This is a genomic window from Treponema sp. OMZ 906, assembly GCF_024181185.1.
In the GTDB taxonomy this organism is placed as follows: domain Bacteria; phylum Spirochaetota; class Spirochaetia; order Treponematales; family Treponemataceae; genus Treponema.
The window spans coordinates 272,360-291,243 of record NZ_CP051196.1; the positions used below are offsets into that span (position 1 = coordinate 272,360).

Here is an 18,884-nt window from a genome sequence, read left to right on the forward strand (position 1 = left end):
GAAGCAGATGAAAAGAATAAAAGAAGCGGCGGCGGAAATAGTGAAGAAAGCAGTATTTACGGTCTACCTTTTTACCGTGATAGCGCCCGGCGGTGTGTACGGACAAGGGCGGAGAGAAGGGGCGCGCGGCGTGAAGAGAGAAGCGAGTACGGTTGTGGCGCAAAAGGTTATCGGGAAAGAAGGAGGCGTGTTAGAGGCGGAAGGAGTGCGCTTTAGCATCCCCGAAGGAGCGGTAGAAAAGGAAGTCGAGATAACGATTAGCCGGCTGTATGAAGTAGCAGAGGGAGGAGAAGTAAAGAACGTCACGGCGGGCTTCGGCGGGTGGCGGTTTTTACCTAAGGGGATGAAATTTAAGAGGGCGTGCGAGCTTTCGCTTGAGTACGATGCGCGGATAGAAGGGGAAGAGGCGCAGGGGATTTATACATACTACTACGATGAGAAAGAGAAGCGGTGGATAGCATTAGAGCGGAAGGGAGTAGATGAGGAAGGGAAGCGGATCGAATCGTATACGGATCACTTTACGGATATGATCAACGGGACATTGAGCTTACCGGAGAGCCCCGAGCCGGTGCGTGTGAATTTAAACAGCATCAAGGAGCTAAAAGCGGCGGATGCGGCAGGGGGGATAGAGGGAATAGAAGGACTGAAAGGGGGAAGTGAAGGAAGCGCATCGTTTGGGATAAAGCTTAAAACGCCTGATGGAGTGAAAGGGATGGCGCCTGAGCTGTCGTTACGCTATGCGAGCGGGAGCGGGTGGGGGCTTATAGGAAAGGGCTGGAGTTTAGGAGGAATAGAAAGCATCAGCATCGACACGAGGTTCGGGCTACCGGCATATGACAGGAAGGACACGTACCTGGTAGAAGGGAGCCGCGTGAAGTACGAAGGGGGCGTATGGAGAAAGGAGAAGGAGCAGCAGTACGAGCGGATAGCAAACGGCTGGGTCGAAGGGAGAGGAGTAAGTGAAAATTATTTTGAAGTAACGGGAAAAGACGGACGGGTAAAGATATACGGGAAAGAAAGGTGGAGCGGCAAAGGAGAAGGAGCGAAATATATTTATTATTTGGATAGGGAGAGCGATAGCTTCGGAAACGAGGTGAAGTATGTGTACAAGAAGGAAACCGGAGCAGAGGGTGAAGAGGTACTTCTTGAACAGGTTATCTACGGGAAAGAGAGAGATCGAAAGGTAACCATAGCGTATGAAGGAAGAGGAGATACGCGGATAGACGGACGGGGAAAGTATGTGAGGAAAGAGAGTAAGCGGATAGCGAGCATCGAGATGAGCGTCGGTGGGCGGGCGATAAGAGCATACGGCTTTGAATATAGAGAAAACGAGATGGGAGAGAGCCTGCTTATAAAGCTTTTGGTGAAGGGAGAGGGAAGCGCGGAAGGGTATGGGTATGAATTCGGGTATGAGCAAGCGGAGACGGATGAGAGCGGAAGGTTAAAAGTATTCGGAGAGACGGAAGGCTGGGAAAGAAGCGGGAGCATAGCGGAAAGCGTACACATAAGCGGAGGAGGAAGCGGCAGCGGAGGAGCGGGAGTAAACTTTGCAAATAGCGTGTCGATATCCGGCGGGATAACGGCGTCAGCGGGAAGCGGAAGAGGACACAGCAAGCGGAATTTTGTGGATGTAACGGGAGACGGGATAGCGGACATTGTGGAGTGGAAGAAAGGGGAAATAAGGATATATGAAGGGAAAAAGCAGAGCGACGGAAAGATAGGATATGAGAAGGCTGAGTACTTTGATGGGAAGGCATTAAAAGGGCTTTATTTAAGTGAGAATGAGGATTGGAACTGGAGCGTCGGAGGGAAGTTAGATATCAGCGGGCCTCAGGTTGGGGCTGGGATGGGACTGACGAAACAGTGGAGCCGCGGAGAGAGTAAAAGTGAATTTACGGATGTAAACCGAGACGGGTATGTGGATTTTGTGTCGAAGGGAAGATACTACGAAAACGATGGGGGAAGAGGCTTTAAAGCGGGGGTTGCGTTAAGCGGAGCGGAAAAAACAGAGATAGGGGTTAGTAAGAAAGAGAAGGAAGAAGCGGAAAAGGGGCACTATTTTCAAGAAGGAGTGCAAGCGTGGCGAAGTGCGGTAAGCGGGGAGATCGAGATAGCGGTAGAGATAAAAGAGATCGGGAGCGGGAAGCTCGGCGTATGGAAGGGAGTGAATAAAGGCGGAGTATTGATTGGAGAATGCACGGAAAAGAAGGGATATCGTTTTAGGCAGGCAGTGAAAAGAGGGGAGTATATCTATTTTGCGACGGAGACGGATAACAAGGCAGAAATCGGAGAGAGCATAAGAGCAGGGATACGGATACGGTACCGGAAGATCCAACGAGATGAGCTATTGGGAGCGCATATTGCATATGAGCTGCCTGAAAGGATGAATGAAAGCCCTGATGAAGTTTTGCAGCATTTTTACCAGAGAAAAAGCGAACATGATGAAGATGAAAGACGTGAGTATTGGCAGCTGAAAGATTCTCAGTACGTTCAGCATCTGAGTGAGCAGACGATAGAGAAGATACTGGAAAAAGGGTATTACGGGTATGCCGGAGATGAGGTCGCAAAAGAAGCGTTTGAAGTATTTTACGGCGGGATTGGAAGCGAGAGCGAACAGGCGGCACTGAAGGAGCGCGTACAATACGATGCGGGCTTTGAGCAATATGTGTGGAATGGAAGGGGAAGCGGCGGAGGGCCTTACAACGATATCATCAATAAAATGAGCCAAGAGCAACGGAAAGAAATGGCAGGGTATAAGAGTGGCGACGGAAGCGTAAGGTACCCGCTGTATGACGGGGATGGAAAGGCATACTACCGAGATAGGCTTACGTTAAAAGTGAACAGCGAGCGGGAAAAGGGCGAGCGCGGCTACGAGGATGAAAAGGGAGTAGAAGTAGGGCTCATCAACGGAAAGGCGTACCGGTTTGATAAAGAGGGAGGGGAGCTTGTTCTGTATGAGCAGGGAAGAAGAAAAGAAGGGGCAGTGGTAACAAAAGAGGAAAATAACGTCAAGGCAATAGTAGAGGGGCGGAGTAAGAAGGGGTATGAATTTTCGATTGAGCTTACCGGGCGGAAAGTAGGGAAGGTTATCAGTGAGAATGAGTATGAAAAGGGGATGGCAGAGATAGTCGAAAAAGGAATCGAATACCGCATTAGCCGCGTAGAAAGAATAAGCGGAAGAGTATACGAGAAGATAAAAGACAAGAGGATACAGAAAGGTAGCGAGACGATAGCAATAGGGACACTGTATGAAAAGTCGGGGAACGAGTGGCATTTGAAAGAGGGCGCCGCAGAAGAGGATAAAAAAGAGATAGTAAAAGCGTTGAAAGAAGCGCGGAGAGAAGGGAACGTTATTATCGAAGAGCTGCCGGAAGGTGAGAAGCGGATACGGGAGATTGGAATATTCACTGCGGAAGAGAGGAAAGAAGTCGGGGAAGAATATTTTGAAGCGATAGGGGATGAGTATCAAATAAAGAGCGGGATAAGCGGAGAAGGGTTACAGCAACTGGAGAAGAAGCTGAAGCGGTATGAAAGTAAGACGTATAATTTTCCATACTTTACGCATGATGCGGCAAAGAAAGAATACCGGACAACGAAAGAGCATCTTGCAAAAGAAGAAGTGCTGAAGTTTTTAGCGTATGTCGGAAGCTACTATTACGAAAGGGTCGGGGTGTGTATCGTGTACCCGCGTGAGAGCCTTTATGAGGTGCAAGGCGGACAGATAGAAGTGGTGAAGATACAAGGGGGGAAGGTTGTCACAACATGGGAAGGGATACAAGAGTACCAAGGGAATGAGAACTATTGGATTGGAAAGTATGAAGGGAAAGAAGGGATAGCAGGGTTCGGCCGGTATGAGCAGATGTACGGCGGGGCAAACCGGTGGTACTACGGACTTTATTCGAGGTGGGGTCAGCAGCGCTTCAGTGTGCAAGCCCTATTTGCACCGAATGAATATGAGAAGGAGTATGGAGGAAAAAATGAGAAGGAAGGAGCAAAAAAAGTTGATAAGGAACAGCAGAAACTAAAAGAACAGGCAGATGCGAAAACATCGAACGCGCCGAGCGGGAAAGAAGCGAAAGATAAAGTAACGGAGGAGATACGGAAGCGTACCCTCGGCGGATATAGCGCAGTACAGCGGTATGGCACGTATGCGGAAGAAAACCTTAAACAGAAATCGCCTCCGGAAACGCCGAGGCAGGATGAGGGAAGCGGATTTTTCTTTAAAGAGAAAAGCCTTATCGGAGCGATTGCGAATACGAGTGAAAACGGCTTTGACGCAGACGGCGAGATGGCAAGTGTCATGCATTACTATGCGGCGTATATTGATGATGAGGTATTGCACTCAAGCCGGATCACCGGCGGGGCGTACGGGAAGCTGCCGTGGGTGAAAGGAGGCAAAGGCTTTGTGCTTTCTGCGAATGAAAGTGAAAGTTATGACTTCAATGTCGGCGCGCATGTAGGACCTCAGAATACGAGCTTAGGGGTTAACACGGGAGAGAGCCGCCAAGTACAAGGCTATCAGGATATTGACGGAGACGGCTATCCTGACATAGTAAAAACAGAATCAGGCGGTCTTAACATTCAATACGGTAGCGGAGAAGGAGTCTTTAACAGGAAGAAGCATATAGCAGGCGGAGGATTAGCGGTCAACGGGAACGAATCGACGGTGATTGGAGGAGGGCTCGGGCTTGCGGGAGTGGCGCAGGCGATACGAAGCGCGGTCGGCAGCATAAAGAGCATGTCGGTAGCACCTGCAGGATCGAGTCCTGGGGGAATGAGCCCGAGTGTGGGATGGAACGCATCAGAAGGCACGCAGTCTCAAACGAGCGGATTAGTAGACATAAATGGAGATGGGCTTCCCGATTATAAAACAGCAGCCGGAGCGGAACTGAATATCGGGGATGGGTTTACAAAGGCAGGAGCGTGGCAGGCAGAAAGCATATCGAAAGGAAGCGTCAATAGCGGCGGAGGGAACTTCGGCTTAGGGTTGAATATCGGCGCCTCGCTTACTTACGGGGGAGGGAACATCGGCGTTAATGTGAACATCTCTCAAACAGCCACCGATTTCCTTATCGCCGACATCAACGGAGACGGGCTTCCCGACCTATTAACGGTAAAGGGTGGTAACTATACCGTCAAAGTGAACCGCGGCTCAGGCTTCGACGGGGAAGAAAAGAGCATTGCGATACGCACCCTCGAAGGGGCGGAGTATGAAGATTATTATAGCAAGTCGCTGAGCCGGCTCGTTGGGACATCGGAGCGTATCCAAATTCCCTATCGGCCGGGCAGTATGAAAAAAGAGCTCGATACGGAAAAAATAAACGGGCTATTAAAGACGCCTGAGGCACTGGAGTTTAACACGAGCCGGAGCGTGGGAGTGTCTGGAAGTCTTTCAGGACAGGTGGGGTTTCCGGTATGGGCAGGGATTAATATCATCTGTAACTTTTCAGGGGGAGCGAGCGGCACCTATAGTGAAAGCGAAGTAAGCTTACGCCTCTTTGACGTAGACGGGGATGGACTCGCCGACAGGGTCTTCAACATCGGAGGAGCCGATAAGCTTTATGTACAGCGGAACAAGTTAGGGAAAGTAGGACTATTAAAAGCGATACACCTTCCGACAGGAGGCAGCTATGAGATAGAGTACCAAAGAGTAGGAAACACGCAGGAGCTGCCGCAGAGTAAGTATGTATTAAGCAGTGTAACAATGAACTCAGGGCTGCAAACGAAAGCCGGGAACGTACAATCATACCGCACAACCTATAGCTACAAAGACGGCTACTATGACCGCAAAGCAAAAGAGTTCTATGGGTTTAAGACAGTACGTGCGGTAACGGGGACGGGCAAGGTAACCGAGACCGAGTACTACATCGATGCCTATTACCGCAAAGGGATGGTCAAAAAAGAGACGGTAAGCGCCGGGGGAAACATCTATTCGATAAAAGAGTATGAAACGGATGAAGTCCCCCATGCACGGGTAAAGCGAGAGTGGAACACCCTACGGGAAGGATACCGCGAAATACGGACGGAAAGCGATTATCGCTATGACCGGTACGGCAATGTTACGAGCTTAGAAGATAAGGGAGACGTTACCAATCCCAACGACGACATCGTTGCCCGCATACGGTATTGGGACAGCGGCGATGAGCGGCGCTACTTTAAAGCGCATCCGGAGCGCATCGAAGTGTTGGATGGCAAGAGCGGCAGGCTGTTGCGGAAGCGAGAAGGACGCTATGATAGCCAAACGGGCGCGATAACGGAAGTAAAACAGTATACCTCAAGCGGCACAAACTTAACCTACACGATAGACTGGGATGAAAGCGGGAACATCAAGACCCTGATAAGCCCCACCGGCAAGAAGGTACGCTACCGCTACCAAGACGGGATATACCCGGTTAAGATAACGGAAGAAGGAAGTAACGGCGGAGTGCCATACGAAAGCACGCTCCTTTGGGATAGCGCCTTAGGAGTAAAACTTGAAGAAACCGACAGCGCGGGTAACACCATGAAGTACCGCTACGACGGCTTCGGGCGGGTCATTGAAGTACAGAGCCCCTATGATGATACGGCAGGCACTCCCTACGCAAAGTACGAATACCATACCCCTTCATCTTCTTTCTGGTACACGGTAACGGCAAATAAGCTTACCACCGAAGCGGCCGACACGGCCATTATGAAAACGATAGTCATGCATGACGGCTTAGGCCGCGCCCTCTACACGGCAAAAGAAGGGGAAGTGTACCGAGAAGGAACCGCCGGAGAAACGAATGTCGGGTGGAATATTTCAGGGGCGACACACTACGATGAGGCGGGAAGAAAGATAAAAGAAGGAATGCCCTTCTTCTACGGAGGTGCGTTACCGGATGAGCTTGCAAATAAAGATACGTATGAGAAGGTCGAGCAGTTCTATGAAACAAACGATTTTACAGCGCTGCGCAATGAAACCGCCTACACCTACGACGGAATAGATAGGGTTATTAACACATTGTTACCGGACGGAAGCGAACAGAAAAACGAGTACGCAATAGAAAACAGCCTACAGGTAACAACCGCAACCGACCCGCTTGAGAATAAGAGCGTTACAAAGAAAGACGCCCGTGGAAACATCCGCGAAGTAGAACGCCTCGATAAAAACGGCACACGCTTAACCAAAGGCAGGTATGAATATTCGGTATTGGGAGAGATGCTTCGCGCGTATGACGCCAATGAAAACATTGTCTCGGTAACATACGACCTACTCGGCCGAAGGGTTGCCTTAGAAAGCAAAGACTCAGGCCGGAAAGAATGGCGCTATGATAGTAAAGGCCTCCTTGAAGCGGAATCGGACTCACTGCTGCGCAGTAAGTTAAGCGAGATACAGTACCACTACGACGGCTTTGACCGGCTTGTAAAAATAGACTACCCATTCAGTGAAGACGTAATGTATGAATACGGAGTACCCGGCCAAGCCGGAGCCGGAGAGATAGTCCATAAAAAAGATGAATCAGGCGAAATAAGCTACAAGTACGGGAAGTTAAGCGAAGTCGTAGAAGAGACACGGACAATACAGCGCTACGAGGTACTCAGTAAGCCGGAAACGGCAACCTTTACTTACTGCTCCGACTACTTAGGTCGTATGCAGACGATGAAATACCCCGATGGGGAAACCATCACCTACACCTACGACAAAGGCGGCCAGCTGAAAGGGGTGAGCGGCGTAAAGAACACGGTAAAAGGAACGGAAAACTATTCCTACATCGACACAATCGTCTATGACGAACACGGCCAGAGAGTCTACATCAAATACGGCAATGGAGTTGAAACCAAATATCGCTACGACGATAAACGCCGATGGCTGAAAGACATCGAGACGAGGAACAGGCAAACTGACGAGGTATTCCAAAAGATAAGCTACCGCTTTGACAAGGTCGGGAACGTCTTAGGTTACAGCAATGATGCAAGCGTGTACGAGACGAGCCAGAGCTACACCTATGACAACCTCTACCAGCTCATCGGCGTAGAGGGCACGAGTAACCAGTACAAGGCGATAAAGAGCTTTGGAAGCACGCCGGTCAATGTTGCAAAGTATAAGCAAGACTTTGCCTTTGACGGCATCGGGAACATGACAAAGAAGTCCAGCACCACGAACCTCCCCGGCGCCCGCGGTAACGCCTACCCGAACGCAGAGCTTGACTATGAGCTCACCTACGAGTACGATCCGGCCTATGCACACCGGCTCGTACACGCCGGAAACCGCTACTACCGCTATGATGCAAACGGCAATATCACGGCAGAAAAAGACGGCCCGTTTACCGAAGACGATGAGTTTGTCTTTACATACAACTACGACCCGGACACCGACGTCTACGGCACCGACTACGGCTTCGGGCTAGACGCGCCGAAGGAGACGGAAGAGAGTCATCCGGAGAACCTATTTGCGTACCGCCGTAACTACACGTGGAATGAGAAGAACCTGTTAACAAAATCGAGCGACCGAACCTACACCGTGCATTACCGCTACGGTGAGGACGGCCAGCGCGCCTTAAAGTACACAGAGGAAGGACGTTCTGAAACGCTCTACTTCAATAACTTCTACACGATACACATCCCCGTGCAGGATAAGAATAACCCGCAAGGCTTACGCGTGCACAAGCACATCTTTGTCGGTAACTCACGGCTTGTTACCGCGATGACCCACACCGACAACAACGGAGATAACGCAGAACAACGCGAGAAACGGTACTACTACCACTCAGACCACTTAGGAAGCGCGCAGTTCGTAACCGACTGGCGAGGAAAGCAGTACGAGCACATCGAGTACACGCCGTACGGAGAGTTGTGGATTGAAGAAGTGGCTGCTGGCTTAGATAAGCTGCCGTTTAGGTTTACGGGTAAGGAGATGGATGAGGAGACGGGTTTATACTACTACGGCGCAAGGTATTTAGACCCGAAGTATTCGAGGTGGTTGAGTGGCGACCCGGCGCTGGGTGAGTATATTCCAAAAGCCCCGATAGACGATGAGGCAAAGAAGCATAACGAGAACTTACCCGGCATGGGTGGGGTGTTTAATGTCGTGAACCTGCACTTGTACCATTACGCGGGGAATAATCCGGTGAAGTATACTGACCCGGATGGGGAAAAACTATTCGATTCTAGATGGTGGTCAAGAAATTGGGATAATTTAGTTAGTCTAGGGCTTAATGCTTTCGAAGTTGTAGCAGGAGCTTCTATTGCTACTGCTACAGGTGTTACTGGCGCAGGTGCCTTTATGGGGAGTTTAATGGTTACACATGGCAGTGCTAACTCCATAGCTACACTTGGAAAAATTATTGCGACATCCCTCGCTGCTGAAATGCATGGTGATGATTATGCAGATAAATTAGATGCTAGTATGCCTGATACAGCACTTGGCTTTATTGGGTATGGCTTAGGTTTAATGGCAGATGCGATAATAGGTGATGCTTCATATGATAATGGTAAGATGACTGAAAAAATAGGCGCTTTAGGCGATTTCGTGGATATTGCATGTGGAATCGCTATATCCGGTAATGCAGGAAAAAATCTCAACAACGCTATTACCAGTTTTATGAAATCATCTGGCAAATACTTATCAAAAACTGATTTTTTGAAATTACAAAAGTATTTGCAAATGACTCATAAAGTTAATGCTGCTAAAATTGTAGAAGGGATAGTTGAAAATTATGATAGATTTACTGGCCTCAAAGATAATATAAAACAATTGGTGGAGTAATATCATGATAGTCGATTTATTGCTTTCATTTATATCGTTTTATGTTTCTATAATGATACTAGTAGGTTTATATTTTAGTGTTCATAATAATTTTGATAATCTTTTTGATTGGAGAGTTATAGGAAAATTAAGCATTCTATGTATTCTTTTTATGATGTTTTTTGTCTATACAATACAATATCTAAAAGCCTTTTTCAAATGGAGAAAGCTTATAACAAAACCTCTTGAAAATGTAGATGAGTTTATTGCTAAAAATAATTTTTCAGTTTTAACGAAAAAATATGGATTATCTTATTTATTGGATAAATGGAGAAATGTGTGTGAAAATATACCGTATACAAAGAAATATTTCATTGATGAGTATTTAAATGATCTATATATAAGAGATATACTAGACGAAATATTTACCCATTGTATTGTGTCCGATGAACATAAAGAGGCATTGGCAAATTGCGATAAACTTTTTATAAAAAAAACCGTTAAGGTAAAAAAATCTCTTTATGAGGGAGGAGATGAAGGGCCAATAGTACATTGGTATCATTATCGTATTCCGAAGGAGCGTATTTTTGATTGGTACCCCAAAGGTTTGAAAATTGTAGAGTAAGATAGACCCATAATTAGGTGCAACTAAAACCTAAGGCATAAAGAGATTATAAGTTGCTGGTTAACAAGACTTCACCCTCTCTTCTCGCATAACGAGTTACGGCCGTATGTGGGAAGCCATATCACATCTGTACGTCCTTGCACAATTAAATAATGATATGGTAGCTTAATACATCTAAATAAATACTTTTTGTGTTGACAAAAATATTCTGTGTAGTTATTGATATTAACTAAGGGGGATGAATATGATTATAGTAGTTTTTCCTTTTTGTGCAGTTACATTCTGGTTCTTTGTAAAAGCTTTTAAAAAATTTGATTCCGAATTTGCTAAAGAACGGAAAAAATTTGTAGAATATCTGGATACAATAAATGATATTGAGACTTTAAAACGAATCGGGGAAATAAATATGTTTGGAGTTCGTGAAAAATGGTATCCAAGGTATACGGATCTAATTCCTTATCTTGAATATAAAATTCAACAAACAAACGATGATAATTTTAAAACTTACCTAATTGAATATAAGAAATTTATAAAACATTTTTTGTGTACTATGCCATTTATTGTTCTATCAGTAATGATTCCTCTATCATGTATTATTTCCTTGTTCCGTAAATAAACGTATAAAATCTTTCTGTAAGGTAAGACATTAGTAGATGGTATAAAAGTATGGGATTCTGGGCATGTGTAATTGCATGGAAATATAAGGAAGATGATTTTGATATATCTGCATGGACTGCTGTATATTCGACTATAAATACATAAAATCTATACCCTCTTCCCCACAGAACGAGTTACGGCCGTATGTGAGGAATAAACAGAACTAGGGACGGTAGTGTTTCGGACAGCGATTGAAGCAGAAATCCTTTTTGCCGCTCGTGTAATGCAGGTGCGGTTTTTGAAGCGATTAAGCGGAAAAACACCGCGGGAACAAAACAGCAGCGGCAAAAAGATTGGAGCGGAAAGCGCGGTGCTGCATTTTGTTTTCTTTATAGTAATGGTAAACAAAATGCAGCAGTCCGCCAAAGAAAACTGCTTATTAAAAAGAAACACTTTACCGGAGGTTTTTCCGCTTACGATATGAAGCGGAAAAACGAAGCCTTTTGAAAAGAGGCGGAGCAGATACAAGGAGACAGCCGAAAATAAAGCGGAGGCGTATCGGGTATACGTCGAGCATTTATTTTCGGCGTGCGACGCCGTAGATGCCCGCATATTTTCAAAAGGGGACGGAGATGGGTTAGCCGACCGCGTCTTTAACATCGGAGGAGCGAATAAGCTGTATGTACAGCGGAACAAGTTAGGGAAAGTAGGACTATTAAAAACGATACACCTACCGACCGGCGGCAGCTATGAGATAGAGTACCAAAGAGTAGGGAACACGCAGGAGCTGCCGCAGAGTAAGTATGTATTAAGCGGCGTCACAATGAACTCCGGGCTCCAGAGTAAGAGCGGGAACGTACAGTCGTACCGCACAACCTACACCTACAAAGACGGCTACTATGACCGCAAAGCAAAAGAGTTCTATGGGTTTAAGACAGTACGTGCGGTAACGGGAACGGGAAAGACGACCGAGACGGAGTATTACATTGATGCCTATTACCGCAAAGGGATGGTAAAAAAAGAGACGGTCAGCCATAACGGCATCGTTTATTCGATAAAAGAGTATGAAACGGATGAAGTCCCCCATGCACGGGTAAAGCGAGAGTGGAACACCATACGGGAAGGATACCGGTCGATACAAACAGAAAGCGAGTATCGCTATGATCGATACGGCAATGTTACGAGCTTAGAAGATAAGGGAGACGTTACGAATCCCAACGACGATATTATTGCCCGCATACGCTATTGGGACAGCGGCGATGAGCGGCGCTACTTTAAAGCGCACCCGGAGCGCATCGAAGTGCTGGACGGCAAGAGCGGACGCCTGTTACGGAAACGCGAAGGACGCTATGATAGCCAAACGGGCGCGATAACGGAAGTAAAACAATACACGGGCAATAACACACTCCTTACCTATACGATAGAGTGGGATGAAAGCGGGAATATCAAAACACTCACGAGCCCCACCGGAAAGAAGGTACGCTACCGGTATCAAGACGGGATATATGTCACCAAAATAACGGAAGAAGGAAGTACAGGCGGAGTGCCGTACGAGAGCACACTCCTGTGGGACAGCGCCTTAGGAGTAAAACTTGAAGAAACCGACAGCGCGGGTAACACCATGAAGTACCGCTACGACGGCTTCGGCCGCGTAACGGAAGTGAAAAGCCCTTACGATACCGGAAACGTACCGTATGCAAAGTACGAATACCATACCCCTTCATCTTCTTTCTGGTACACGGTAACGGCAAATAAGCTTACCACCGAAGCGGCCGACACGGCCATTATGAAAACGATAGTCATGCATGACGGCTTAGGCCGCGCCCTCTACACGGCGAAAGAAGGGGAAGTGTACCGAGAAGGAACCGCCGGAGAAACGAATGTCGGCTGGAATATATCAGGGGCAACACACTATGATGAGGCAGGACGCAAGATAAAAGAAGGAATGCCCTTCTTCTATGGAGGCGATTTACCGGCTGAGCTTGCAAGCAAAGCTTCTTACGCAAGCGTCGAGCAGTTCTATGAAATAAACGACTTTACGAAGTTGCAAAACGAAACCGCCTACACCTACGACGGCATTGACAGGCTAATCAAAACCCTCTTACCGGACGGAAGCGAGCAAAAAAATGAGTACGCGATAGAAGATAATCTACAGATAACAAAGGCAATCGACCCGTTAGAGAATAAGAGCGTTACAAAGAAAGACGCCCGTGGAAACATCCGCGAAGTAGAGCGAAGGGACAAGGCAAACAACATCCTCACCAAAGGCCGCTATGAATACTCGGTATTGGGCGAAATGCTTCGTGCGTATGACGCGAACGAAAATATTGTCTCGGTAACATACGACCTGCTCGGCCGAAGAGTAGCCCTAGAAAGTAAAGACACCGGAAGAAAAGAATGGCGCTATGATAGTAAAGGCCTCCTTGAAGCGGAAACGGATTCACTGCTGCGCAGTAAGTTAAGCGAGATACAGTACGTCTACGACGGCTTTGACCGGCTCGTAAAGATAGACTACCCGTTCAGTACCGATGTTGAATACACCTACGGCGAAGCAGGCCAAGCAGGAGCCGGAGAGATAATCCGCAAAAAAGATGAATCAGGCGACATACACTACGAGTATGGACGCTTAAGCGAAGTGGTTAAAGAGACACGAACGATTAAGCGTTACGAGGCCTTAAGCGAACCTGAAACGGCGACCTTTACCTACCGCTCCGACTACTTAGGCCGTATGCAGACGATGCGCTACCCTGACGGGGAAACCATAATTTACACCTACGACAAAGGCGGACAGCTAAAGGGGGTGAGCGGCGTAAAGAACACGGTAAAAGGAACGGAAAACTACAGTTACATCGACACGATTGTCTATGACGAGCACGGGCAAAGAGTCTACATCAAGTACGGAAACGGCGTAGAGACCCGCTACCGCTACGACGACAAGCGGCGATGGCTGAAAGACATTGAAACCAAAAATAAACAAACCGACGAAATCTTCCAAAAGATAAGCTACCGCTTTGACAAGGTCGGAAACGTCTTAGGCTACAGTAACGACGCAAGCGTGTACGAGACGAGCCAGAGCTACACCTACGACAGCCTCTATCAACTCATCGGAGTGGAGGGAACCAGCAACCAATACAAGGCGATAAAGAGCTTTGGAAGTACGCCGGTACATGTTGCAAAGTATAAGCAAGACTTCGCCTTTGACGGCATCGGAAATATGACACGGAAGGTAAGCACCACGAACATACCCGGTTCCCGCGGTAACGCCTACCCCAATGCTGATTTGGACTATAGCCTGGATTACGAGTATGACCCTGCGTATGCACATCGTTTAGTTCACGCAGGGAATCGCTACTACCGCTACGATGCGAACGGGAACATAACGGCTGAAAAAGACGGCCCGTTTACCGAAGACGATGAGTTTGTCTTTACATACAACTACGACCCCGATACCGACGTCTACGGCACCGACTACGGCTTCGGGCTTGACGCGCCGAAAGAGACGGAAGAAAGTCATCCGGAGAACCTATTTGCGTACCGGCGTAACTATACCTGGAACGAAAAGAATCTATTAACAAAATCGAGCGACCGCAGCTACACCGTGCACTACCGCTACGGTGAGGACGGCCAGCGCGCCTTAAAGTACACCGAAGAAGGGAGAAGCGAAACGCTCTACTTCAACAACTTCTACACAATACACATCCCCGTGCAGGATAAGAATAACCCGCAGGGCTTGAGAGTACACAAACACATCTTTGTGGGGAACTCACGCCTTGTTACTGCGATGACGCATACCGATAACAACGGAGATAACGCAGAGCAGCGCGAGAAGCGGTACTACTACCATTCAGACCACTTAGGAAGTGCGCAGTTCGTAACCGACTGGAGAGGCCGCCAATACGAGCACATCGAGTACACGCCATACGGGGAACTCTGGATAGAGGAAGTAGCCGCGGGCTTAGATAAACTGCCGTTTAGATTTACCGGTAAGGAGATGGACGAGGAAACCGGCTTATACTACTACGGCGCGCGCTACCTTGACCCGAAGTATTCAAGGTGGTTGAGTGGAGATCCGGCACTAAACGATTACATACCGAAAGCCCCGATAGACGACGAGGCGAAGAAGCACAACGAGAACTTACCCGGCATGGGTGGGGTATACAACACAGTCAATCTGCACCTGTACCACTACGCGGGGAATAATCCGGTGAAATATACCGATCCGGATGGGAAGTTTATAAATATAATAATAGGAGCTGTTGTTGGTGGTAGTCTTGCAGGGGGTGTTTCTGTTGCCACACAGTTCGTAAAGGGAGAAGGAATAGATCTAAAAAAAGTATTATTAGCTGCAGCTGGTGGAGCATTAAGTGGCGGTTTAGCTGCTACAGGAGTTGGATTAGTAGGTCAAGTTTTAGCTAATGGTGCAATATCAGCAACACAAGATATTGTAACTCAATTTGGTTTTGAACATAAAAACTTGTCAAATGCAAACTATCTGGAGCTTGGGTTAGCTTTTATTACAGGAGCCGTAGCTGGAAAACTTGGTGGTAAAGGTGCAGATTCTTCGCATATAATGGCAAGTTCGACAAAGCAGCTTTTTCATAGAATTGGGAATGCTATTACTCATAAAACCGGAAAGGATTTAGTATCAGAACTGGGCAAAGCTATTGTATATTATGCAAAGACAAATGGATTAAAATCTATTAGCAAAGATACAGTGTGGAGTATTTTGAAAGGAACAGCACCTTCTGCACTTAACTTAGGCATTGAAATTTATAAAAAAGTAGAGAACATGATGCATGGAGAAAAAAATAAGAATGAATGAACTATTTTTTACCACTCTAGCTTTAGTTTTTCCTAACACTATTATAATACGTCTGTTTTTATTTGCGCTTAGCTCAAATGAATACAGTAAAAAAATTCGGAAACTGATAAAAAGGAGGAATTCAAAATGGATACTAATACAAAGAATTACCGGTATTATTTATTGGAAAGATAAGAATATATTATTGAAAATTTCAGTAATTGTCCTTATTTTATCTTATATTCTTATTTTATATGCTTTAATTATATTAATTCTTTCAAAGGTAAATAATTTAAGCAATAATAGGCTAATTTCAGTACCGCTAAGAATATTTTGTATAATTGCTTCTATTAATTTTGCGTTATTATGCACAGAATTGTATAGTAAATAGATTAATTTTAAACTTAATGCAACAGGTGATTATATTTTAGTGGAAGTAAAAACCGTCTATCAGGTATCAAATGATAGCCTATGAGATTATAAAGAGCTCGTTATAAAACTTTACCCTCACTTCCCACAGAACGAGTTATGGCCGTATGCGGGAAGCCATATCAAATCTGTACGTCCTTGTACAGATTTGATATCATGTTTTGCTGATGACAAAACATGATACTGTTTAGAACCACCGCCATCCATGGCGGTAGTGAAGGGAAAAATATTTTTTTAAGGTGGAAACAAATTATTTTTATTCACAGCTTAACTATCCTCTCCCCCGGACAGCGATTGAAGCAAAAATCCTTTTAGCCGCACGTGTGACGCAGGTGCGGTTTTTGGAACGATTAAGCGGAAAAACACCGCTTAAAAAAAGCAGCAGCGGCAAAAAGATTGGAGCGGAAAGCGCGGTGCCGATACTTGTGTACCTTTGCATTGATTAATGGTACACAAGTATCGGCAGTCCGCCAAAAGCATAACAATAAGAATTGCAAGAAACACTTTACCGGAGGTTTTTCCGCTTACGGCAATTCTTGCCGTAAGCGGAAAAACGAAGCCTTTTGAAAAGAGGCGGAGCAGATACAAGGAGATAGCCGAAAATAAAGCGGAGGCGTATCGGGTATACGGTGAGCATTTATTTTCGGCGTGCGACGCAGTAGATGCCCGCATATTTTCAAAAGGAGACGGGAACATGACACGTAAGATGAGCACCACGAACCTTCCCGGCGCCCGCGGTAACGCCTACCCGAAAGCCGAGCTTGACTACGCTCTTGATTACGAATACGACCCCTCTTATGCACACCGCTTAATCCACGCAGGAAACCGCTACTACCGCTATGACGCGAACGGTAACATAACGGCGGAAAAAGACGGCCCGTTTACCGACGACGATGAGTTTATCTTTACCTACAACTACGACCCCGACACCGACGTCTACGGCACCGACTACGGCTTCGGCCTTGACGCGCCGAAAGAGACGGAAGAAAGTCATCCTGAGAACCTATTCGCGTACCGCCGTAACTACACGTGGAACGAAAAGAACTTACTCACCAAATCAAGCGACCGAACCTACACCGTACACTACCGCTACGGTGAGGATGGTCAGCGCGCGCTCAAGTATACGGAAGAAGGACGAAGCGAAACCTTATACTTCAACAACTTTTACACGATACACATCCCCGTGCAGGACAAGAATAACCCGCAGGGCTTACGCGTTCATAAGCACATCTTTGTAGGCAATAGCCGTTTAGTTACCGCGATGACCCACACCGATAACAACGGCGATAACGCAGAACAGCGGGAGAAGCGCTACTACTACCACTCAGACCACTTAGGCAGCGCGCAATTCGTAACCGACTGGAAAGGCAGACAGTACGAGCACATCGAGTATACGCCGTACGGGGAGCTATGGATTGAGGAAGTAGCAGCAGGCTTAGATAAGCTGCCGTTCAGGTTCACAGGCAAGGAGATGGATGAGGAAACCGGACTGTATTACTACGGAGCGCGTTACCTTGACCCGAAGTACAGTAGATGGCTGAGTGGAGACCCGGCGTTGGGAGAGTATATACCAGCTGCAGGAGCAGACACGTCAAAACTTGCAGGAATGGGGGGCGTATATAATACCGTCAATTTGCATCTCTATCATTATGCAGGGAATAACCCTTTACGATACACCGATCCTACGGGTGCTTTTGATTGGGATACAAATACGATTCAAGCAGGAGACACTTTAAGTCAGATTGCAAATGATTGTAATACCCGATATGGAACAAATTATTCAGCAGATGATTTGAAAGATTTGAATTCTGATACAATAAGTGACAAAGACAAAATCTATGCAGGCAATTATTTAAATCTTGGTGAAGCTGAAGGCGTCCAAAAAAGAGATGCTGATTATGCCAGTAGATCGACGGCTCAATATTCAAATGAGCAAGATACGCCATCGCCCCTAGTAAATTCAAATCCTGGTAGTAAAGGTTATTCACGAGGTGCTAATATTGCCATTGGATTAGGTGAAATTTTATTGGGGATTGGTTTTTATGTTGGTTCGACTATAACGGCAGTAGGCATTGACGTTACTACAGAAGGAGCTGGTAGTTATTATGCAGGAATGGCTATTCTAGAAGGATATGCAACAGGCTCTTTGTTATTTGCATATGGAATAACTCGTTTGGCAGGAAGTAATAATCAAAAATTTAAGGATGATATAGTTGGTACCTTTGTTCTTCCTGAAGTTGATGTTGCCAATAGTATGAATGATTATTCAAAAAGGAGAAATAAATAATATGCATGATGGAGGAGTTATAATATTAATTATAGTTGGATTAATTACATCTTTACAGTTTGTTGTACGTTTTATAATTGACCCATTCGTAAAGAATAAAAACGGAGGAAAAAATAAATATAGTAAAATAAAAATTTTATTAAGCGTTTTTTATTGTATATTTTTCTTGGTTTTATTATTTCTAGATATACAAGGCTTCTTTGAATATAAATAGAATTAGGGACGGTAATATTTCGGATAGCGATTTAATCAGAAATCCACTTTCCAGTGTTGTACGTTCTGAGTACAACGCTTGAAGGCGAGTTTGACAAAATGTCAAACCCGTGTACTGACAGGATGTCAGAAAAATAAGAACGTCCACGGATGTGCGCTTTTGTATGTTTCCATCCGTGGAAGATCGTAAAGTTGCGCGGTTTCTGGAGTGAACGACCGGAAGCGG

General features: G+C 46.3%; 7 protein-coding genes and 1 pseudogene. All 8 read left to right on the forward strand.

Going from position 1 to position 18,884, the window contains the following annotated elements; all coding sequences use genetic code 11:
* Positions 1-7: 7 nt before the first annotated feature.
* Entirely contained in the window at positions 8-9,727 is a 9,720-nt protein-coding gene (locus tag E4N69_RS01035; RefSeq protein ID WP_253824207.1) for a toxin TcdB middle/N-terminal domain-containing protein, read from the forward strand.
* Between the two features lie 4 nt (positions 9,728-9,731).
* Positions 9,732-10,331 carry a hypothetical protein gene (locus E4N69_RS01040; protein WP_253824208.1) on the forward strand — a complete coding sequence of 200 codons (600 nt, stop codon included), beginning with the start codon at positions 9,732-9,734 and terminating at the stop codon, positions 10,329-10,331.
* Between the two features lie 244 nt (positions 10,332-10,575).
* Positions 10,576-10,947: a hypothetical protein gene (locus tag E4N69_RS01045; protein ID WP_253824209.1), complete on the forward strand. Its 372-nt coding sequence runs from the start codon at positions 10,576-10,578 to the stop codon at positions 10,945-10,947.
* 216 nt (positions 10,948-11,163) lie between these two features.
* Positions 11,164-11,412: a hypothetical protein gene (locus E4N69_RS01050; RefSeq protein WP_253824210.1), complete on the forward strand. Its 249-nt coding sequence runs from the start codon at positions 11,164-11,166 to the stop codon at positions 11,410-11,412.
* Between the two features lie 129 nt (positions 11,413-11,541).
* Positions 11,542-15,750, forward strand: a pseudogene (locus E4N69_RS01055) (toxin TcdB middle/N-terminal domain-containing protein); the annotation flags it as partial.
* 647 nt (positions 15,751-16,397) lie between these two features.
* A complete protein-coding gene (locus tag E4N69_RS01060; RefSeq protein WP_253824211.1) occupies positions 16,398-16,604 on the forward strand; it encodes a hypothetical protein in 207 nt (68 codons plus the stop codon).
* Positions 16,604-18,445 carry an RHS repeat-associated core domain-containing protein gene (locus tag E4N69_RS01065; RefSeq protein WP_253824212.1) on the forward strand — a complete coding sequence of 614 codons (1,842 nt, stop codon included), beginning with the start codon at positions 16,604-16,606 and terminating at the stop codon, positions 18,443-18,445. Before E4N69_RS01060 ends, E4N69_RS01065 begins: the two co-directional genes overlap by 1 nt.
* Position 18,446: 1 nt before the next feature.
* Positions 18,447-18,659, forward strand: a complete 213-nt coding sequence (locus tag E4N69_RS01070; protein ID WP_253714854.1) for a hypothetical protein — start codon at positions 18,447-18,449, stop codon at positions 18,657-18,659.
* The last annotated feature ends 225 nt before the right edge of the window (positions 18,660-18,884 follow it).